The following is a 20356-nucleotide window of genomic DNA, read 5'->3' as shown; positions in this document are numbered from 1 at the left end:
GCGCTCCGCTTGCTCGCGGCGTTCGTGACGCGTATGAAGCGGCATGGATGAACCCTACACCCAGCGCTTCGGCGGCATCGGGCGGCTCTACGGAGCCGCGGCGTTGCCACGCTTGGAAAAAGCGCACGTCGCTATCGTCGGCGTCGGAGGTGTCGGTTCCTGGGTGGTAGAGGCACTTGCGCGCAGTGGTGTCGGTGCACTGACGTTGATCGACATGGATGACGTCTGCATCACGAACACGAATCGTCAGCTTCCGGCGCTCGCACACACCGTCGGACATTCCAAAGTCGAGGTGCTGGCCGCCCGCGTGGCCGAGATCAATCCCGCCTGCCGCGTAAACCGCTGCATCGAGTTTCTCACCGAATCAAACGTGGCACGTCTGCTCGAGCCGGCGTTTGATTTCGTCGTTGATGCCGTTGATCGCACCTCGATCAAGGCGCTCATCATTGCGCAATGCTGCTCGCGCGGTCTTCCCGTCATCACCTCCGGCTCCGCCGGCGGCCGTCGTGATCCGACGCTCATCAAGATCACCGATCTCGGCCACGCTGGAACTGACCCTTTGCTCAAAGGCGTGCGTCAGTGCCTGCGCCGCAATCACGGCTTTGCCAAAAGCGCCGAAGGCCGTCCGCTGACGATGAACGTGTCTTGCGTCTTCTCCACCGAGAAGCCCGTCTATCCGTGGGCGGATGGCTCGTGCTCGGTTGAGCCCGAACAAGGTGCCGAAGCCGGCCTCCGTCTCGACTGCGCCGCCGGTTTTGGTGCTGCGACTTTTGTCACTGGCGCCTTCGGTTTCGCTCTTGCGGCTGAGGTGGTGAGTCGATTGACCGCTCGTTGACTTACTTTTGCACCGGTTTTCCTGCGGCTTCCCAGCCGCCGAAGCCGTCGTCGAGGTGGATGAGGTTTTTGAAGCCGAGCTTTTCGAAGGTTTTTAGCGCACGCGTGCTGCGACCGCCGGACTGGCAGTGGACGAGCGTGGGCTTCGATTTGTCGAGCTTGGCGACCTCGGCTTCGAAGCCGTTCGAAAAGATGTCGATGTTCTTCGCGCCTTGAATGTGGCCGTCTTTGAACTCATCGGAGGTGCGCACATCGACGACGACGGTTTTGCCTTCGGCGATGATCTTGGCGGCTTCGTCTGCCTTGACGTGTTTGACCGGGTCGGCGGCAAACGCGAGAGCAGGGACGAGCAGGAGGAGAGAGGTGAGGAGGTGTTTCATGGGAGGTTGTGTGAACGGATATGAGTTGTGTTTGAAGGGTTTCACGGAGCGCACTGCACTTCAACGGGCATGACGCTGAGACGCTGGTAAAGCTTGCGCAGCGCAAGCAGAGGCCACCAGCGGTAGAGATAGATTTCGAGCGGTTTCCACATGGCGACCCAGCCGATGATGGTGAGTCCTTCGCGGGCGACGGCCTGCCAGTTTCCTGCGGGCGGCGTGAGCAGTGTGGCGGTGATCTGGCAGAGGGCGAGGAAGATCAGTCCCACGAGCAGTGCGGTGCGTCCTTCGCGCATGAGGCGCTTGAACTCACGCAGCGTCATGCTGGCACGGTAGTCGAAGTAGTGGGTGACGGATTCCGTGACAACGCGACGCGCCTCGTCCAGATCAGCCGGACGCTTGGTGAGATGCAGGACGAGTTTCAGATTATGCTGACGCGGATGCTCCTGCGCCCAGCTGACGATGAATTCTTCAGCGTTGCGGTCGAGGTCGCGCTCATGGAACGGTGAGGGGTCCATGGAGTTGAACAGCTGGTTCAACTCCATGAGCTTGACCTCGATGAGACCGGTCATGAGCGCGGAGAGTGAAGCCGACTACGCCTTCTTCGCGGCTTCGTAGCCCTTGGCCACCTCGGCCCAGTTGACCACGTTCCACCAGGCGGTGACGTAGTCGGGGCGTTTGTTTTGATACTTGAGGTAATAGGCGTGTTCCCAGACGTCGATGCCAAGGATCGGAGTGCCGAGATCCGCGTCATCAACGATGCCCTTCATGAGCGGGTTGTCCTGATTCGGAGTGGAGGTGACTTTAAGACCGCCGTCCTTGGTGACGATGAGCCAGGCCCAGCCGGAGCCGAAGCGCTTGCCGGCGGCTTCGCCGAAGACTTTTTTGAAGTCGTCGATGCTCGTGAAGGTGCTCTGGATCGCTTCGCCGAGCTTGCCCTCGGGACCTTTGGGGCCGCTGCCAGCGGGAGCCATCCATTTCCAGAACCAGGAGTGGTTCACATGGCCACCACCGTTGTTGCGGATGGCGGTCTGAGCGGCATCGGGCAGCGATTTGATGTCCGAGACGAGTGCCTGGGCATCCGTCTGGCTGATGTTGGCGGCTTTGAGTGCGTCACCGAGCTTGGTAACGTATCCGGCGTGGTGTTTGCCGAAGTGGATGCCCATGGTCATCGCGTCGATGTAGGGTTCGAGGGCCTCGGGGGCGTAGGGCAGGGGAGCCTGGGTGAGATCCAGCGCATGGCTGCTCGTAGGGGCAAAGAAAGAACCCGCCAGAGCGGCGGTGCTGGTGGTGAGGAAAGCGCGTCGGTTCATGGTGGTATTGGGGTGGGATGCGAATTGAGGATACGAAGGCGGCGGGTGCGATGTCACGGCGAAAGTGCCGCGTGCATTCTTTTGTCACGCATGGTAGCGTCCGCGCGTCATGGCCGTAGTCACCCATCCCCCCGAATGGACCACTCCGCAGTCCTCCTTTCGCTCCCGCGAGGATTGGAGCCTGAAGTGGTGGGTCATGTTTGCCCTGATTCTGTCGGTGGTGTTTCACATGATGCTCGTCGTCGGCTTTGATTCACTGGGCATTTCCGCCGTCACTCCCGCCCAGCCGCGCGAGGTTCCGGAACGCATCCGTATCAGCGAGCAAAAGCTCAAGGAGCAGGAAGCCATCCAGCAGATTCCTGAAACGATCGCACCGGGCAACATGCCGGACATGAAGGCCTTCGAGCCCAAGCTGGACGACTTCGACAAGCTTCAGGAGCTGCCCACGAACCAGGAAATCGACCTCACACCCAATGTGAAGGAGATCACGAACTTCATTCGCGCCAACGATCCCGGCGATGGTGCGCCCGGCACGCCGAAAGGCAACGACATGGCGAAGCTCCTTGCCCCTCAAACCGTGGCCGCTCCCGACCTTGCCGCCGAGATGGCGAGCGTTCGGCGCGATGTGCTTTCGAAACCGGTTTCAGAAAAGCAGATGCTGCTGGATGCCGGCGCCCTCGATCCCGGTGAAGGCGGCAAGATGGACAGCGGGCTGCTCGACGCGGTGAAAAGCGAGAGCCTGTCCACCGCCGCCGGCGCACGTGTGAAGGGCTTCAGCAATCTCGACGATCTTCTTGGCGGTGGCGGCAAAATGGGAGGCAGCACCGCGCCGATCCTGATGCCCACCGACCTGCTGTTCGAATACGGCAGCGATCAACTTGCCGAAGCGGCGCGTCTCAGCCTCATGAAGCTTGGATTCCTCATTCAAAAGAACCCGGATTCGCTCTTCATCATCGAAGGGCACACCGACAGCTTTGGCGGTGAGGACTTCAATCTCAACCTGAGCCTGCGTCGTGCGAACGCAGTTGTGAGCTGGCTGCGTGACTCGCTCGGACTTGGCAGCGATCGCATTCAGGCCGTGGGCATGGGCAAGTCGAAGCCCATTGTGCCCGTTTCCGGCACCGTGGAAGAGCAGGGCCTGAACCGCCGTGTGGAAATCAAGGTGCGCCCGAAAAAGTAACCCGCTCTCACGCCAACCTCGCAGTTTGCATTTCGGTGAAGTCCGTGTTTCTGCATCTCACGAAAATATGGCTGCGTGGCGGCCGCTGGGTGGTGATGATGGCGGGCCTGGTTCTCTTCGCCTGGTGCTTCCTCAAGGCGTCTCAAAATCTCCAGGACTCAGGGTCGAACATTCCTGAGGAGGAGCGGGTCTATCTGAATGCTGCGATCGACACAAGGCGTGATCTGACCCCGGACTTTTCCAAAAGTGTCTCACAACCGTTGAACGACTGGCTGCCGCATCGCACCGATGGCGTGGTGCGTCCGCTCTGGCCCTGGCTCGCAGCTTGGAGCATCGACGCAGACCACGCCAAGGCAGACGGACGTCTCAAGGCCGAGGATCAGCGCGTACTGCGATCCGCCAAACAATGTCTTGCCGGATTGAGCCTGGGTTTTCTGCTGATGCTCGGTCTGGCTGCCGCGCGTACGTTTTCGATCCCTGCGGCATTGCTCACGATTCTGACGATAGGATTCGGGGTGCTGTTGCCCTCGGCGTCGGTGTTCTCACCGGATGTGCTGTTTCAGCTTCTGTTTCTGCTCACATGGGTGTGCTGCGTGGCGGCGTTGAAGCGCAATTCGCTCTGGCTCTACGGCGTCATCGGCTTTTTCTCCGCCCTGGCAAATCTCACACTGCCCACAGCAACATCACTGGTCCTGGTTTTCATCTTTGTGAGCACGCTTCGCTGGCTGTGGGGCATGATCGTCGCGCACTGGTCTCACGAGCGCGGCACTTCACTCTGGGTGTGGCGCAACCACTGGCTGGGCATGATTGTGCTCGTCGTGTGTCACTTCATCACCACCGGGCCGATGCTGGCGCACTCAAAGGAGAAGCTGGGAGACGCCGCTCCGTTCTTCTGGCGCTGGTTCGAAGATGATACAGAACTTCAGCGATGGACCGCGACTCATCAGACGCGCGAATCCCTGCAGGCGGTGCCTGCGGACCAACTGCCGAGCTATGCGAATTACACCGCATCTCATGCGCCGGAAGCCATGAAGGAGCGTCTGAGTCAGGGCGGTCTGAAGATGATCAAATCCGTGCTTCAGCTGCCATGGAGTTTTGATTCTCTGCCGCACGAGCGAGGTGTTTTCGTCATCGTTCTCGCCAGCATCCTGATCCTGCTGACGGTGATCGTGTGGTTCGTGGCGCCGCGTGCGGCCCATGCGGGGCAGGCTTTGCATCCGGAGACTGCTCCGCTCGTTTTGTTCACCGTGCTCGCCTTTGTCGCCTGCACGCTCGACTTTGGCTGGGACATGTCCGTGCTGACTTGGGGAAGCCGGCATCTCGCGTTGTATCCTCCGCTCGTGCTCAGCCTCCTCTGGGCCAGCGAGTCGCTGGTGCATCGTGCGCGGCGGCGGAAGATGCGCCTGCCGGTGTTCGTGATGTATGAGACGGTTTTGTGGGCTCTCTGTGTGCTGGCGTTCATGCGTGTCATCGCGGTCTTGCAGCCGGCGCCTTTCACGGCATGAATGCGCGCCCCTGATTCATGGCAACCCCCAAACATCGTTTCATTCTCTGCTTCGACTTCGATGGCACGCTTGTGCATCCGGAGAGCGACCCTGTGTTCCATCCGGGTCTCGGACAGATGATTCAACTGCTGCGCGGCCAGGGCGCGGCGTGGGTGGTCAACACGGGGCGCAGTCTCGGTCAGGCGATCGAGGGCCTCGCGCAGCACGGCATCTATGCAGAGCCGGATTTCATCATCGCGCAGGAGTGCGACATCTATAAACCGGGCTTTTTCAGCCGCTGGACGGACTTCGGCTCTTGGAACCGTCAGGCGCGGCGAGCGCAGGAACGCTTTGCCAAAGATCATCAGCCTTCGATGCAGGCCATCCGACAAATGGTCGAGACGCAGACGAATGCATCGTTTATCAGCGGCAGTGAAGGGGAGATGGGCATCGTCGCCACCACTGATGCGGAACTCGACGGCATTTGTGCCTACATCGATACGCATGCGCGGCAGTTCCCGGACATCGGCTATCACCGTAACGGCATCTACCTGCGCTTTTCCCATAGCGGTTACAGCAAAGGAACCGCGCTGAGCGAACTGGCACGACTGCTCGGGCTCGATTCCTCGGCCTGCTTTGCGGCAGGAGACAACTACAATGATCTGAGCATGCTCGATCAGCGTCACGCCCGCATGATCGCCTGTCCCGGCAACGCGGTTGATCCGGTGAAACAGATCGTTCATTCACGCGGCGGATTCGTAGCCACCCGCGTAGCCAGCGAGGGCATGATGGAGGCCCTGAACCACTTTTTCGGAGGTTCCAAGCCTCCTGCGGCCTGATTTCACCCCTCTGCGACGTTCGCGGGAAGTTTTCCCTTGCCGAACGGGGTGACCTGTGGAAATCTCCGCGCCCCTCGTCCCGGACGGGTGGACAACACTTACTTTTTCAGGTTATGGCATACGCAATCATCAAAACAGGCGGCAAGCAGTACAAAGTCTCCGTGGGCGACAAGCTCGACGTGGAGAAGCTCGAATCTGCTGAAGGCGAAACCGCCACCTTCGACCAGGTGCTCGTCGCCGGTGAAGGCAGCAGCATCAAAGTGGGCGCCCCCACCGTCGCTGGCGCCAGCGTTTCCGCCAAGGTGCTCAAGCAGCACAAGGCTGAAAAGGCCACCACCTTCAAGTTCCGCAAGCGCAAGGGCTTCCACAAGACCCGCGGCCATCGTCAGCCGCTGACCCTCGTGCAGATCACCGAAATCAACGCCTAACCCCTTACCAACCCACCCTTATGGCCCATAAAAAAGGACAAGGTTCCGTCAAGAACGGTCGCGACAGCAACAGCAAGCGTCTTGGCGTCAAGAAATTCGGCGGCGAAGCCGTCGTCGCAGGCAACATCATCCTCCGCCAGCGTGGCACGAAGTGGATCCCCGGCCGCAACGTCGGTCTCGGCAAGGATCACACCATCTTCGCTCTCGTGGACGGCAAAGTCCTCTTCGACAAGGATGGTCGTCGCGTGAACATCGCCCCCGCCGCTCTGGAAGCGTAAGCAGGAACGATCAGTCTTATTTCATCAGGGCGCGGATCACCTCCGCGCCCTTTTTTGTGCCCAAAATTCTCGACCCCTTTCTATTTCCTACTTTACACATCGAGAATAAGGTTAATACTCCGCGCCCCGCATGAATCCCGAGCAACTCCAAGCCCTCAACGACGACGCCCGCAGCAAATCGCCCCAGGAAATCATCCAGACGGCCCTCGCGCAGGCCGAAGGGCAGGCCATCGTCACCACGAACTTCCGTCCGTATGAGGCCGTCATTCTGCATCTCGCCACGGAGCAGGACGCCAACATCCCCATCCTCTGGGTCGATCACGGGACGAATCTCCCCGAAACCTATCGCTTCGCGGAAAAGAGCCGGGCTCGCTTGGGTCTCAATTTGAAGCCCTATCTTCCGCTCATGACCGCCGCCCACTGGCTGGCGCTCAATGGCGGCCAGGTGCCGATGCCGGATGAAGTGGAGCGCGTCGAATCCTTCAGTCGCATCATGAAGCTGGAGCCCTTCGAGCGCGGCATGCGTGAACTGGCGCCCAAGGTTTGGATCACGGCACTGCGCAAGGAGCAGAATCCTCAGCGTGCCGCCACGCTGCAGCCCTTCATGTGGGATGCGAAGTTCAACTGCCTCAAGGTGAACCCCATCCTCGACTGGACCCCGGTCGAGATGGACGCTTATCTCATCGAGCACGACCTGCCGAACGAGCGTACCTACTACGATCCCGCTAAGGGCGATGAAAAACACGAGTGCGGTCTGCATGCCAAGCTTGTCACCGACAAAGCGTAAGCGCCCATGGATCTGCCTCCCGACTTTCTTCTCTATGTCGTTGCCGGTTTCGTCGCTCAGTTGATCGACGGCGCGCTCGGCATGGCCTATGGCGTCAGCGCTTCATCGCTGCTCATGGCCTTCGGCGTGCCGCCGGCGGCCACCAGCGCCACCGTGCATGCGGCGGAGTGTTTCACCACGGGTGCCTCCGGCCTTTCGCATCACGCGTTTGGCAACGTGGACCGCTTTCTCTTTCGCAGGTTGCTGATCCCGGCGGTCATCGGCGCCATTATCGGTGCCTATGCGCTTGCTTCCATCGATGGCGAGGTGCTGAAGCCGTATGTCTCCAGCTATCTCATCATCATGGGCGTCATCATCATCGCCAAGGCCTTCACGCGTGTGCCGCCGCGCAATGTGACCACGCATCTCGCACCGCTCGGCTTTTTCGGCGCGCTGGTGGACGCCATGGGCGGCGGCGGCTGGGGTCCAATCGTCGCCTCCAATCTCATCGTGCGTGGCAACAACGTCCGCATCACCGTCGGCAGCGTGAACGCCGTGGAGTTTTTCGTCACGCTCGCGGCTTCGGTTACCTTTTTCCTCACCATCGGCCTCACCCACTGGAGCATGATCCTCGGTCTCGCCATCGGCGGCGTGGTCGCCGCACCGCTCGGCGCCTGGGCGGCCAAACGCATTCCGCACAAGCCCTTCATGATCCTCGTCGGCCTGCTCGTCACCGGCCTGAGCATTCGCAACCTTCTCAAATTCATGGCCTGGATCTAGTCGGGCACTGCTGCCCGTCTCCTGCCAATTCCTGAGCATTCGCAGTCAGCGTCTTGACACCCTCCCTCCCCTGTCTCCTCTCCACTGTTCCACTCGGCTTTCGTTCCCAATCATGTCCGCCATCACGCATCTTCAATTCCTCGAATCCGAGGCCATTTACATCCTGCGCGAAACCGCTGCGCAGTTCCAAAAGCCCGCGCTTCTGTTTTCCGGCGGCAAGGATTCCATCGTCATGGCCTGGCTCGCACGCAAAGCGTTCTATCCTTCGAAGCTGCCCTTCCCGCTGCTTCACGTGGACACCGGCCACAATTTCCCTGAGGCCATGGAATACCGCGACTGGTTCGTGCAGGAGATCGGCGCGTCTTTGACCGTCGGCCTCGTGCAGAAGTCCATCGACGATGGTCGTGTGCAGGAAGAAAAAGGCCACAACGCCAGCCGCAACAAGCTGCAGACCGTCACGCTGCTCGACACGATCGAAGAACATCAGTACGACGCCTGCCTCGGCGGCGGACGTCGCGATGAAGAGAAGGCCCGCGCGAAGGAACGCTTCTTCAGCCACCGCGATGAGTTCGGCCAGTGGGATCCGAAGAACCAGCGCCCCGAGCTCTGGAACATCTTCAACGGCCGCAAGCACTTCGGCGAACACTTCCGGGTATTCCCGCTCAGCAACTGGACCGAGATGGACATCTGGCAGTACATCCGCCAGGAAAACATTCCGCTGCCAAGCCTCTACTTCAGCCACAAGCGCAAGATCATCGAACGTCACGGCCAGCTTCTCGACGCCAGCACCGGCATCATCCCGCTGCTCGACGAAGAAAAGCCGAAGGTGAAGGAAATGACCATTCGCTTCCGCACCGTCGGTGACGCCACCTGCACCGGCGCCGTCGAATCCACCGCCAGCACCATCGACGAAATCGTCGCCGAAGTCGCCGCCGCTCGTCAGACCGAACGCGGCACCCGAGCCGACGACAAGCGCAGCGAGACCGCCATGGAAGACCGCAAGAAGGAAGGATACTTCTGATTCACCGAGAACCGCAGCATTCAACTTCACACACTTTCCTCAGATCATGGACGTTCTCGTCAATCCCACTGAATCCTCTCTTCTTCGCTTCACGACCGCCGGCTCTGTCGACGATGGCAAAAGCACGCTCATCGGCCGTCTGCTGTATGACTCGAAGTCGATCTTCGAAGATCAGCTTCTCGCGGTCGAAGAATCCTCCAAGCGTCGCGGCGATGCGCATGTGAATCTCGCGTTGCTCACGGACGGCCTGCGCGCCGAGCGCGAGCAGGGCATCACGATCGACGTGGCCTATCGCTACTTCGCCACGCCGAAGCGCAAGTTCATCATCGCCGACACGCCGGGACACATTCAATACACGCGCAACATGGTCACCGGCGCTTCCACGGCGGATCTGGCGATCATCCTCATCGACGCACGCCTGGGCGTGATCGAGCAGACGATGCGCCACACCTACCTCGCGTCGTTGCTGCGCATCGGGCACATCGTTCTCGCGGTGAACAAGATGGACCTCGTGAATTTCGATCAGGCCGTCTATGACAAGATCGTCGCCGACTTCCAGGCCTTCGCGAAGGGCCTCGACAATCTGCCGAACGTCACGCCGATTCCGATGAGCGCGCTCAATGGCGACAACGTCGTCGATAAATCGGAGGCCACGCCTTGGTATCAAGGACCTTCGCTGCTGCAGCATCTCGAGACCGTCCAGGTTCACACCGAGACCGCCGCTGATGAAGCGCGCTTCGCCGTGCAGTGGGTCATCCGTCCGATCTCCGACCGCGAGGACGCCAAGCTCGGCAATCTGCATGACTACCGCGGCTTCGCCGGCCGCATGGCCAGCGGCACCTTCCGTGTCGGCGATGAGGTGCTTGTCTATCCATCTGAGATGACGACAAAGATCACCGGCCTGCACACCTATGAGGGTCCGCAGGAGGAGACGACTCCGCAGCTCAGCTATAGCATCACCGTCGCCGATGAGATCGACACCAGCCGCGGCGGCATGATCGTGAAAGCGGCGCAGCCGGCGCAGACCACGCATGAGTTCGACGCCATGATCTGCTGGTTTGCGGACAAGAAGATTCTCAAGCCGCGTGGCCGTTTCCATCTGCGCCACACCACCAATGATGTGCGCGCCATCGTCACCGACGTGCTCTACAAGGTGAACATCAGCACGTTGGAAAAATCCATCGAGAGCAAGGAGTTCGCGCTCAACGACATCGGCTGCGTCCGCATTCGCTGTGCGTCGCCGATTTTCTTTGATCCATATGCCAAGAACCGCACGACCGGCAGCTTCATCCTTGTCGATGAACAGTCCAACAACACGGTGGCGGCGGGCATGATTCAGAGGAGCGTTGATGCGGATGATTTCGAAGATCCCGGTGCGGCGATCTAAGGCGTGAGATCACCGGCGTGGTCACGTTATGAGAGGTGACCATGACCTATGACGGCATCATTCTCGGATCCGGGCACAATGCGCTTGTGCTCGCGTGCTACGCCGCGCGTGCGGGCCTGAAGGTGGCGGTGGTGGAGCAGAACGATGTCGCAGGCGGAGGTCTCGCGACGGAGGAGGTTCCGCTCGGCTCCGGCTTCAAGCACAACACGCACTCCTTCTTCCATCGCGGCATCACGGCCATGCCATGGTATCGCGAACTGCAGGTGGAGCGCTACGGCGTGCGCTATCTCGAGCCGGAGTTGAACGTGGCGATGATCCTGCCGGAAAATCGCGTGCTGGAGTGGTGGACGGACTTTGAAAAAACTTTCGCGTCCTTTGCCGCCATCTCGCCGCGGGATGCGGACCGTTTGCGTGAATGGACGGAGCGCTTTCGTCCCATCGTGGAGCAGATCCTCATTCCCGAGGCACAGAACGCGCCGCTGCCGCCGGAAGAGCGTCTCGCGGCGCTGAAGCAGACGGAACACGGGCGCACCCTGCTGGAGGTGCAGGCGTTGTCTCCGATCGAGTTCGTGATGCGCGAGTTTGAGCATCCGGCGGTGCGGGCGGGTCTGCTGTTCTTCAACGGGCTGCGTGAGGTCGATCTGCGCCAGAAGGGCTTCGGTCATTCGATCCCCGCGCTGCTCGCGAGTCCGCGCAAGGCGCAGATGTGTGTCGGCGGTTCGCGGCGTCTCGCGGAGGCGCTGTGCATGGATTTGCGCGAGCATGGCGGCGTTGTCTTCACGCGCTGGCAGCCGCGCTCGATCCTGATGCGCCAGGGCTGCGTGTGCGGTGTCGAATCCGTGAACGGGGATCGCATCGAGGCCACGCAGTTCGTCGCCAGCGGTTTGAATCCGCAGCAGACCTTCATCGATCTCATTCCGGCCGATGTCGCGCCTTCGCATTTGCGGGAACGTGCGGCTGGATTCGAGTACAATCTCCTTGCTCCGTTGTTTGCGCTGAATCTGAACCTGCGCGAGCCGCCGCGTTACGCCGCCGCGGAGCAGCATCCGGAGTTGAACGAGGCGTTCATGATGATCCTCGGTCTCGATGACGTGGCGCAGTTCCACGACATCGTCGCCGCGCATGAGCGCGGTGAAATCCCTCGCACCGTCATGTGGGGCGCCTGCCCGACGCAGTTCGACATCACGCAGGGTGTGGCAGGGCACACCGCCTTCATGTGGGAGAAGCTGCCCTATGCCCTGAAGGGCGATGCGAGAAACTGGGATGCGAAGAAGGACGAGCATGGCCGCGCGATGCTTGAGCTGTGGCAAACTTATGCACCGAATCTGCGCGAGGCCGTTCTTGGCTCCTTCACCCGCAGCGCCCTCGACACCGAGCGTCTGCTGCCAAACATGCGTCGCGGTGATCTGCTGGTGGGTTCCTTTGCGAACGATCAGGTCGGCTATCATCGTCCTTTCAAAGGCGCGGGTGCTTACCGCACGGAGATTCCTGGCTTGTATCTCTGCGGCGGTTCCACGCATCCAGGCGGCAACGTCACCGGCCTGTGCGGCTACAATGCAGCCAAGGTCGTTCTTGCCGACTACGGGCTGGGGCAGATCTGAGCCTGGTCGGCACTGTGGGGCCTGCAGCGACTCGAGTGTCGCATTTCATTTCCGCAGCATGCAGCCGGTTCGACTGCATGTGTCGTAAGGGAATGGAAATGCCGCACGGAATGATCATTTCTGAGACGATAGCTCTGGGTAAAGGCAGTGGAACGCCGCATGATGCTGATCGCGCCCGGTTGGAGTTCACCGCCCCGCCTGCGGTGCGCGAGGCGCTTTCCGGCGTCGGGCGCACCGAGGATGTGCGCTTTTCACCAGACAACCGGAAACTCGCCATCACCGGATTTGCGAAGAACACCTGCCTCATTTTCGACATTGAGGTGGACCGCTCCGGTCCGAGGCCATTGGTGCGGCTTTTGGATTGCCTCGAGATCCGATCACGCCGGTTCAGGGGACCGCATGGCATCGAGTTCATCGGTGAGAATCAACTGCTCGTGGCGAACCGTGGCGGGCGCATCTCCCTCTTTGCCATACCGGAGCGTCCGGCTGAGGGTGGTGTGGTGGATGCAGAGCCGCTTCATGAGGTGACCCGCATCGGGTTCCTGCGGCGCTTGAACTCACCGGGCTCGCTCTGCGTGCTCAGTGCGTCAGACGACCAGGCTGAGATCCTTGTGTGCAACAATTACACGCATCGGATCTCGCGTCACATCCTGCCTCTCCGCGCCGGCGCCTGTCAGCCGTATGACGAGGTCTTTCTGAACAAGGGCTTTCGGATTCCCGACGGCATCGCGATTGATGCCGGCAAATCCTGGCTCGCCATCAGCAATCACGACACGCACAGCGTTCTCATGTTTGACCTCAACGCTGCGCTCACGCCCGCCACCCGCGCCGTGGGCGAGCTCAAGGGCGTCAACTATCCTCACGGCGTCCGCTTCTCTCCCGACGGCCGCCGTCTCTTCGTCGCCGACGCCGGAGACCGCTTTGTGCATGTGTATGAAGCGGACCACGCTGGAGGCTGGCGCGGGGAACGCGCGCCGTCGCGGTCCCTGTTCGCACTCAGCGAGGAGACTTATTTGAAAGGCCGCACGAATCCGCAGGAGGGCGGTCCCAAAGGCGTCGATCTCTCCGCGGCGGGAGACGTGATGGTGATCACCTGCCACGAGGAACCCCTGGCCTTCTTCCATGTGCCGGAGCTGCTCGGCTGATTACAAGGAAGTTATCATCCGCCCGTCCTGCGTGCGGCAGGGGATGCGGAGATGAGCGAGCCAGACGGGAATGAAATCGTTGAGGAGAAACTTCCGTGCTTCGCCGAGATCGTCGAATGTCACGCCCGCCCATGGCGAGCCGCGTTCCTGGTAGTAGTAGTCCCATCCGCCCTCCGGCTTGGCGATGAAGTAGGTGCCGTCGTGCGAGTCCTCCGCGGTGCGCACCGGCGGGAGCTGTTCCGGATCGAGTCCTTGGGTCGCGAGACTCGCCTCGATCTCCGCACGTGTGAGGGTGAAGACGCGGTTCACCGCGTCCTGGCAGCGCTCCGTGTTGCCGGGTTCGTTCGTGTCACGCCATTCGTCCGGCAGACCGAGATGTCGCAGCGCAAAGGCGGCCACGTCGGCGCCGGATCGCAGGACCTGCATCTGCTCGGCGATGGAAAGAGGAGAACTCATGCATGCATGGTTCGCCGATTCGATGCCGCTGCAAGCGCCGAAACTCAGGACACCTCGTTACTCTGCCAAGCAGGACGGAGTCAGGGACTCATCCAGGAGGCGATCTGCCGGGCGACGTCCGGATGATCCAGGTAGCCGTAGAATTTGTGCGGGTTCGTGCCGTCGGAACCGGTCCAGAAGTTGTAGATGCGCTGATCCTTGATGGAGTTCAGCCAGCGGCGGCTGCGCATCTCGCTGAAGTCATCGACGATCTTCGCGTCGTGGCCCACAAAGTCATCGTAGGCCGCCACGTTGACCCAGTTTTGAATGATGTTGCGGGGATACCTGCCGTCCTCCGGCTCATCGGCGTCATACAGGCGCTTCTTGACCCCCGGTTCTCCCAGCGGGCAGCCGAGCGTGAGCCAGAGGGAGACGCGGTTGCCGGTGTTCTGAATGTTGCGGTACTCGCTCATCTGGGAGTACTTCCACAGCACGTCATAGGAGACGATGCAGCCCATGCTGTGAGAGATCAGGCAGATGTCGTCGCCTTCGAGCAGTGCACGTTTGAGCGGGTCGGCAAGACGTTCACGCACTTCCGAGCCGACCCTGCGTGACTGGAGGTAGGCTCCCATGTCAGGCGTGGCCTTCGCGACGATGTCGTCGTTCAGTCCGAAGAGGCTGGCCACGGCGCTGGTGACGGTGGCGGCTTCATCGAGCCAGCGGCGGTCTTTGTAGTCGGCCAGAAGCTTGCGGTAGTCGGCCTTGGTGAAGGCATCGGTCGGGCGTGCCAGCAGCCTGACCAGATCGGCGTCGTAGCTGTTCGGCGGTTCGCACGGGGCGGAGTCATATTCGGGATCGTTCTTGCCGGTCAGATCCTTTTTGGCCTTGGCTCCGGCCGCGACCATGAGGCGGTTGCTGATGTCGCCGTAATAAACAAAAGAGCATTTCACCTTTTTGTTGCTCACGGCCTTGGAGGCCTTCTTGTCCACGCGCTCCAGCCCGTGGAGCAGAGATTTCATGACGAGGTCCTTCTTCTTGCTGCCGGAGGGCTTGGTGGCGCGCCCATGAATGATGATGATGTGTTTGGATGGCATGACGAAGGATGGCTGAGGGTGGATTCGGACGAAAACCCGAAGGGCTCCCGCTCGATGAACTTGATTAGATGAAACTGAAGCGCGGATGGGAAGACGAAAGTGGCGGGGACCCGACGCAGCGCTGGTAGGGACCCGCTGCGCCGGGTCCGTGGATTCAGGATCGGGGACGCGAAGTGGCTCACTTCATGATCAGCTCCGCGCTGACCTCTCCGTTCTCGCCAACGGTGAAGGTGCGGCGCTGACGATCGACTTCGTGGACGATGACGAGCGCCTTGTTCCAGCCGGGCGTGGGATCGGCGCCGAGCCACTGCGGAGTGGCATAAAAACGCGCGCCGGGTTCGTCGAGGTAGGATTTCACGCGTTCCGTCACGTCGGTGAACGAAGTGCCGGATCCATAGACGGCGGAGATGAGCTTCACCGGCGTGCGTTCGGGTGCGGGCGCGGGTTTGCCATTGGGCAGCAGCTTGATGAAGGACGCCTCGCCGATGCCGAGGGAGAGCGACTTCGTGTTCCAGAGGTTTTCGAATTTGGCGAGATCGCATGCGCCGGTCATCTCGATGAGGTCGCCCTCGCGCAGCGTGGCGAGCTTCGGCAGGATGTCTTTTTCCTTCCACTGGCTGGCGAAGACGCGGATGTAGTAGCCTTCATCGTTCGGCAGGTAGGACCACACGACGAAGCGCTCCCAGAAATCGACCCCGCGCACCTTGAAGCGCATCGTCGCGGGACGCTTCACATCCACGAGCTTGGTTTTGAGCAGGCCGTTGGCCACCTCCTTCTGCGCGTCGGTCCAGTTGCGTGCGTTCTCGGGTTCCATGTCCTTCGGAATCACGGCGAGGAAGTCCTGCCAGGTGCGCAGCGGCTTCGCTGTCTTCGTTTTCACCGGCGCGGGATCGGCGGCGTGCAGGAAACAGGCCGAGGCGAAGGCGAGGAGGAGAATCGGGACGAGTTTCATGCGCAGCGGAAGTGTCGTGATGTGGATCACGGATGGCAAGGAATGATCCTTGGGACAAACGACGCCGACTGTTGGTAAACGCTGTGTCAAAAGTGAGGGAGGGCAGGGCCACCTTCCTTCACATCAGATTGTCAGCGAAAAAGCGTCACTCCTCTTCCTCCGGCTGAGCCCAGCCGTTGGGATAAAAGCGTTTTGCCAGATAGAGCGAACGCTTGCCGTTCGCCACCTCGGGGTAGATGCCCAGCGCCATCAAACACTCGCAGAAGTATGCAGCGTCCCTGTCCGGCAGCAGGTAAAGGTTCAGCAGGAGATCTCCTCGTTTCGCCGTGGAGATGAAAAAGAAGGCGTTGTTGCCCTTGGATTCGCTGTAGCCAATCTTGGCGCCGGTGACTTCGCTCATCTGGATGACTGTCCTCGTCATCAGGCTGAAATACCGGATCGTCTGGCCGTCGAATGAGAAACGAATGGAGGCGATGTTGAGAAAGCCAGCGAGAGCACACGCCGCGAAGAGGTACGCGTAGTTTTGCTGGCCCGGTTTTTGATAGAGGTGGACGGCCAGTGCCAGCAAAGGCACTGCGGCCACCAGCATGAGGCCATACACCCGGGGTGCGGCCTTGGAGCGAAGGGGTGTCATGAGGCTGGAGGAAAAAAGATCAGGCCCCGGCTCTCTCAGCCCGCTTTTTCCGAATCAGGCCGATGAGGCCGATCAACAGTGAAACGCCGCCCGCGCCCAGTGCGCCCAGTATCTCCTTGGAACTCCGTGCCCCCGCCGACGCCGGCTCATTGTTGGAGGGATTGGCGGTGGCGTAACGCACCTGAACTTTCCCGGACGCGGTGGCCGTCGTGTATTCCTCCTCGCTGAGGGTGGACCACAGGTCTTTCCTGCCCAGGAAATCGCAGCGGGTCACGTCCGCTCCCTCATTCCCCGGCTTGAAGGCATATTTGATCTGGTGGCTCTTCTTTCCCTTTTTCTCGGTCACTTTCGACTCCGTCACGCGCGCCTCGATCGTCTGGTTGCCTGCACTCAGCTCGTCAGCCTGTTTCTTGGACAGGAACCCCATCACCATGAACCCCAGTCCCAGAAGGATGAAGACGATGATGCCGCGATATGAAATATGCTCGTCAATTTGCATGGGTCGCGAAATTGCCATGTCGTGAGGAATCCAGTCAACAATCATTAATCGACACGAGCATTTTTCTTTGGCTTCCATGTCAAGGAAAGCGTAGGCACGGGCAGCGGCCACAACCTCAAGTTTGGTGACAAACGTATTCCCCGTTCCTTGGGTCAGTCGCGAGGTTCCTGGGGACAGTCGCGGGGTTTCTGGGGACAGTTGCGAGCTTCCTGGGGACAGTCGCGAGGTTCCTGGGGACAGGCGCGAGCTTCCTGGGGACAGGCGCGAGCTTCCTGGGGACAGGCGCGAGGTTCCTGGGGACAGGCGCGAGGTTCCTGGGGACAGGCGCGAGATTTCTGGGGACAGGCACGAGATTTCTGGGGACAGGCACGAAGTTTCCGGGGTCGGTCGCGAGGTTTCCCGGGTGGGTCACGAGGTTTCCGGGGTCGGTCGCGAGGTTTCCCGGGTGGGTCGCGAGGTTTCCTTGCCGGGAAACTCGGTGGGAAAGCAGGGAACGTGTGTCTCCCACCCGGGGGACCGGGTTTCCCACCAGGGACAGCCGGTTTCCTTGCCAGGAAACTCGGTGGGAAAGCAAGGAAAGCGGCGGCGAAACCCGGGGAAGCGCGTTTCCGACCCGGGAAATCCCTTTTCCCGGCTGGGAAAACGCTTTTCCGAGTCGTCGGAACACCGGTTCCTCCCTGAGTTTCAAGGGATTCGTGTTCCTGTCCTCCGGTTCCACCTCACATCTCCCGGAGACATGCGGGTGACGGAACCCCGACGGGGTTCGCGATGCGAAGGGCATCGTGGGTGGCCGTTTCCCAGGAGAGCGCTCGCTGTCGCTCGGCACTCCGGGGCTGCATGACGGAAGACCCGGTGGGCTTGGGTGAAATGCAGGGCGATAGAGTGTTGTTCTCCCCCTCTTCCCCATATTTACGTCCATAAATTGAAAAGCCCCGTTCCGATTGCTCGAAACGGGGCCGTAGCCGTCATTTATACGCCATCATCGCGAACCCACATGACGAAAAAGCGAGCGCGCTTGGGATATTCCCGAAGACCGGTTTTGGGATTTATTCGCCAAGGGCGAAAAATCTTGCGGTATCCAGGGCGTTCCTCTGGCCAGAGTGTAAGTTGGTCATTCATGAATGAGATGAAACAAGCTATCTGGGGTGTTATGGACTCAGGGTTGACGCCGCGCGGCCTGTCTGTCACACTTTGGTTGCACTGGGTGGACGTTCAGTTCGCTCCAAACGGCTCCGCTGCTGAATCCTATTCCAGCGGAAATTCGTTTACAGGACCCGGCAGCGCTAAACGCTGCCGGGTTTTTGTTTATGGTGGATTGTCTTCTACAGCCTTCGGAGTATCGTGATGGGCAACCAGTTTGCGCTTCCAGAGCTGTAGTGTTCCAATCAAAAGATCGAATGATTCTTCGGACATCGGGTATGGCACTCGCGCAACAACACCGTCTTCCAGAGGAATTGGGAGTTCTGTCAGTTGCCCCCCCCTTCCTGTCACCGGGATCACGAAAGGTTTAGAAGAAACAGAAGGAAGCTCCGCCGCTACCGTTGGGGGACTTTCAGACGGCGATTGGAACGCGGGGGAGGTAATCATTTCCTCTTCATCCCCCCCAGTTTCCACCAAGCTGGCAAAATCCACGTTCTTTTTGAAGACGTACGCAGCCTTTCGGGCACCGTCAGGAGTAAAACCGCCGTGAATGAGGTGGTTGGTGAGCACAAGTTCATCGCAATGCGCGAACCCACCTGCCAAAAGCTCGGCAAATATGCGGGGAGTTTTTGCCGCTACGCGTCTGGCATTCAATTCGTTTTGCTTAGATGTCGGGTGGAGGAGTTGAAGGGCTAATGATGAAACGGCCAAGCTTCCTCCACGCTCGCGATCAATCAGACCATACTGGGTAATCGCGGCAATTATGCTGAGGGATGCTCCGTTGATGCCACTATAGCCCAGCGGGCCAACTGCAACCTCTTGCTTAACACTCGCCTTGCCAACCTTCGCATGGAGTTTCCTCACAAGCTCAATGGCTTCGTCCAAAGGGAGCTTTGGACTACTTGGACTGCGGTCCTTCTTAATGTCTTCGTTCATGACTTTAGGGCGTTGAGCTCACGATAGTAACAGGTCGCGTTTGGAAGTCAAGCTTCTAAACGCGACTCGCGTTAATTTTCGAGTTATGGCTATCTTTAGCCTTGGCTCAATCACCTAAAAGTTAGACGAGGAGCGCGTTACCGTTACTGACACGCCTCGCACGTCCCGCCATTTCGCATGGCTTCGATGGAGCAGGCCTGGACTTCCTCGGCACTGTAGGTGCGTTTGGCACCGATGGCCTGGTTGATGACGGCGCTGCTGATCTCCTTCTGGAACTCGGCGGTGCTCTTTTCGATGTTGGAGGCGCTGCGGGTGCGGAGGTAGTAGGTCGTTTTGAGACCCTTTCTCCATGCACCGCGATACATGTGGCTGAGGACGCTCATTTCCTTGCTGCCGAAGAAGAGGTTCACACTCTGGCTCTGGTCGATCCACTTCTGACGGCGCCCTGCGGCGTCGACGACCCAGGCCCAGTCGATGCTGAAGGCGGTGGCGTAGCGGCGCTTGAGGTCCACGGGAATTTCTTCAATCGCGTCGATCTCGCCGTCCATGTACTTGAGCTTGTTCTGGATGTCCGGGGTCCACAGGCCGCGCTTCTTGAGGTCGCGGATGAGGAAGGGATTGAGGAGCATGAAGTCGCCGGAGAGATTGGCCTTCACGAGCATGTTGCTGAGCAGGGGCTCGATGCAGGGGCTGGAGCCCATGATGTTGGAGATCGTGGCGGTGGGAGCGATGGCGAGGACGTTGCTGTTGCGCATGCCCTGCTTGGCGATCTTGGCGCGGAGGGCGCTCCAGTCCATCTTGCCGCCGCGGGGGACGTCGATGTCCTGACCACGTTCCTTGGCGAGGAGGTCGAGGGTGTCCTGTGGCATGAGGCCGCGGTCCCACTTGCTGCCTTTGTAGGTCGAATACTGGCCGCGTTCGGCGGCGAGGTCGGAGGAGGCTTCGTAGGCGTAGTAGGCGATGGCTTCCATCATCTCGTCGTTGAATTCGACGGCTTCCTTCGAGGCGAAGGGGATGCCTTTGCGATAGAGGGCGTACTGCAGGCCCATGACGCCGAGGCCGATGGGGCGGTGGCGTGTATTCGACGTCTTGGCGGCGTCGGTGGGGTAGAAGTTGATGTCGATGACGTTGTCGAGTGCACGGACGGCCATGCGGATGGTCTCGCGGAGCTTGGCGTGGTCGATGTTGCCGGCGTCGTCGAGGTGGTTGTCAATGAGGACGGAGCCGAGGTTG

General features: G+C 60.3%; 21 protein-coding genes and 1 pseudogene. 12 read left to right on the top strand and 10 right to left on the bottom strand.

Annotated elements, in window-relative coordinates; genetic code table 11:
* The first annotated feature begins 43 nt into the window (after positions 1–43).
* Positions 44–835, top strand: coding sequence for a tRNA threonylcarbamoyladenosine dehydratase (locus KDL09_RS09535; protein ID WP_294384244.1), 792 nt, complete (start codon positions 44–46; stop codon positions 833–835).
* Position 836: 1 nt separating this feature from the next.
* Here KDL09_RS09535 and KDL09_RS09530 read toward each other — a convergent pair whose 3' ends face one another.
* The 3 genes from KDL09_RS09530 to KDL09_RS09520 are packed head-to-tail and all read right to left on the bottom strand — an operon-like array spanning position 837 to position 2524.
* Positions 837–1214: a rhodanese-like domain-containing protein gene (locus tag KDL09_RS09530; RefSeq protein ID WP_294384242.1), complete on the bottom strand. Its 378-nt coding sequence runs from the start codon at positions 1212–1214 to the stop codon at positions 837–839.
* A gap of 41 nt (positions 1215–1255) precedes the next feature.
* Positions 1256–1783, bottom strand: a complete 528-nt coding sequence (locus tag KDL09_RS09525) for a hypothetical protein (RefSeq protein WP_294384240.1) — start codon at positions 1781–1783, stop codon at positions 1256–1258.
* Between the two features lie 21 nt (positions 1784–1804).
* Positions 1805–2524, bottom strand: coding sequence for a superoxide dismutase (locus tag KDL09_RS09520; RefSeq protein ID WP_294384239.1), 720 nt, complete (start codon positions 2522–2524; stop codon positions 1805–1807).
* 109 nt (positions 2525–2633) lie between these two features.
* Between KDL09_RS09520 and KDL09_RS09515 the strand changes: the two genes are divergently transcribed.
* The 11 genes from KDL09_RS09515 (at position 2634) to KDL09_RS09465 (ending at position 13433) form a co-directional block, all read left to right on the top strand.
* On the top strand, positions 2634–3704 hold the full coding sequence (locus tag KDL09_RS09515; RefSeq protein WP_294384238.1) for an OmpA family protein: 1071 nt from the start codon (positions 2634–2636) through the stop codon (positions 3702–3704).
* Between the two features lie 35 nt (positions 3705–3739).
* The gene (locus tag KDL09_RS09510) at positions 3740–5209 is read left to right on the top strand and encodes a hypothetical protein (protein WP_294384237.1); all 1470 of its coding nucleotides are present in this window, start codon (positions 3740–3742) and stop codon (positions 5207–5209) included.
* A 17-nt stretch (positions 5210–5226) separates the two neighbouring features.
* Positions 5227–6027, top strand: coding sequence for an HAD-IIB family hydrolase (locus tag KDL09_RS09505; RefSeq protein ID WP_294384236.1), 801 nt, complete (start codon positions 5227–5229; stop codon positions 6025–6027).
* 113 nt (positions 6028–6140) lie between these two features.
* Positions 6141–6455 carry a 50S ribosomal protein L21 gene (gene rplU / locus KDL09_RS09500; RefSeq protein WP_294384234.1) on the top strand — a complete coding sequence of 105 codons (315 nt, stop codon included), beginning with the start codon at positions 6141–6143 and terminating at the stop codon, positions 6453–6455.
* A 20-nt stretch (positions 6456–6475) separates the two neighbouring features.
* On the top strand, positions 6476–6733 hold the full coding sequence (gene rpmA, locus KDL09_RS09495) for a 50S ribosomal protein L27 (protein ID WP_294384232.1): 258 nt from the start codon (positions 6476–6478) through the stop codon (positions 6731–6733).
* Positions 6734–6863: 130 nt separating this feature from the next.
* Positions 6864–7520 carry a phosphoadenosine phosphosulfate reductase family protein gene (locus KDL09_RS09490; RefSeq protein WP_294384230.1) on the top strand — a complete coding sequence of 219 codons (657 nt, stop codon included), beginning with the start codon at positions 6864–6866 and terminating at the stop codon, positions 7518–7520.
* 6 nt (positions 7521–7526) lie between these two features.
* Complete coding sequence (locus tag KDL09_RS09485; protein ID WP_294384229.1) at positions 7527–8279, top strand: sulfite exporter TauE/SafE family protein; 753 nt, start codon at positions 7527–7529, stop codon at positions 8277–8279.
* A gap of 112 nt (positions 8280–8391) precedes the next feature.
* Positions 8392–9300 (top strand): sulfate adenylyltransferase subunit CysD, encoded by a 909-nt coding sequence (gene cysD, locus KDL09_RS09480; protein ID WP_294384227.1) that lies wholly within the window; start codon positions 8392–8394, stop codon positions 9298–9300.
* Positions 9301–9346: 46 nt separating this feature from the next.
* Complete coding sequence (locus KDL09_RS09475) at positions 9347–10687, top strand: GTP-binding protein (RefSeq protein WP_294384226.1); 1341 nt, start codon at positions 9347–9349, stop codon at positions 10685–10687.
* A 41-nt stretch (positions 10688–10728) separates the two neighbouring features.
* Positions 10729–12288 carry an NAD(P)/FAD-dependent oxidoreductase gene (locus KDL09_RS09470; protein ID WP_294384224.1) on the top strand — a complete coding sequence of 520 codons (1560 nt, stop codon included), beginning with the start codon at positions 10729–10731 and terminating at the stop codon, positions 12286–12288.
* Between the two features lie 110 nt (positions 12289–12398).
* Positions 12399–13433: a hypothetical protein gene (locus tag KDL09_RS09465; protein WP_294384222.1), complete on the top strand. Its 1035-nt coding sequence runs from the start codon at positions 12399–12401 to the stop codon at positions 13431–13433.
* Here the strand turns inward: KDL09_RS09465 and KDL09_RS09460 are convergent, their stop codons facing one another.
* From KDL09_RS09460 to KDL09_RS09430, 7 genes and pseudogenes are all read right to left on the bottom strand, one after another.
* Entirely contained in the window at positions 13434–13889 is a 456-nt protein-coding gene (locus tag KDL09_RS09460) for a hypothetical protein (RefSeq protein WP_294384220.1), read from the bottom strand.
* Between the two features lie 80 nt (positions 13890–13969).
* Positions 13970–14962, bottom strand: coding sequence for a hypothetical protein (locus tag KDL09_RS09455; RefSeq protein WP_294384219.1), 993 nt, complete (start codon positions 14960–14962; stop codon positions 13970–13972).
* A 178-nt stretch (positions 14963–15140) separates the two neighbouring features.
* The gene (locus KDL09_RS09450; protein WP_294384217.1) at positions 15141–15914 is read right to left on the bottom strand and encodes a hypothetical protein; all 774 of its coding nucleotides are present in this window, start codon (positions 15912–15914) and stop codon (positions 15141–15143) included.
* A 145-nt stretch (positions 15915–16059) separates the two neighbouring features.
* Positions 16060–16548 (bottom strand): hypothetical protein, encoded by a 489-nt coding sequence (locus KDL09_RS09445; RefSeq protein ID WP_294384215.1) that lies wholly within the window; start codon positions 16546–16548, stop codon positions 16060–16062.
* Between the two features lie 19 nt (positions 16549–16567).
* On the bottom strand, positions 16568–17125 hold the full coding sequence (locus KDL09_RS09440; protein WP_294384214.1) for a DUF3592 domain-containing protein: 558 nt from the start codon (positions 17123–17125) through the stop codon (positions 16568–16570).
* Between the two features lie 1227 nt (positions 17126–18352).
* Positions 18353–19123 carry a hypothetical protein gene (locus tag KDL09_RS09435; RefSeq protein ID WP_294384213.1) on the bottom strand — a complete coding sequence of 257 codons (771 nt, stop codon included), beginning with the start codon at positions 19121–19123 and terminating at the stop codon, positions 18353–18355.
* A gap of 143 nt (positions 19124–19266) precedes the next feature.
* A pseudogene (locus KDL09_RS09430) lies at positions 19267–20356 on the bottom strand (ribonucleoside-diphosphate reductase subunit alpha); the annotation flags it as partial.

It is taken from the genome of Prosthecobacter sp. (genome assembly GCF_020439865.1).
GTDB lineage: Bacteria > Verrucomicrobiota > Verrucomicrobiia > Verrucomicrobiales > Verrucomicrobiaceae > Prosthecobacter.
Note: the sequence above shows the minus strand (reverse complement) of the source record. Positions and strands in the feature narration are given on the sequence as shown.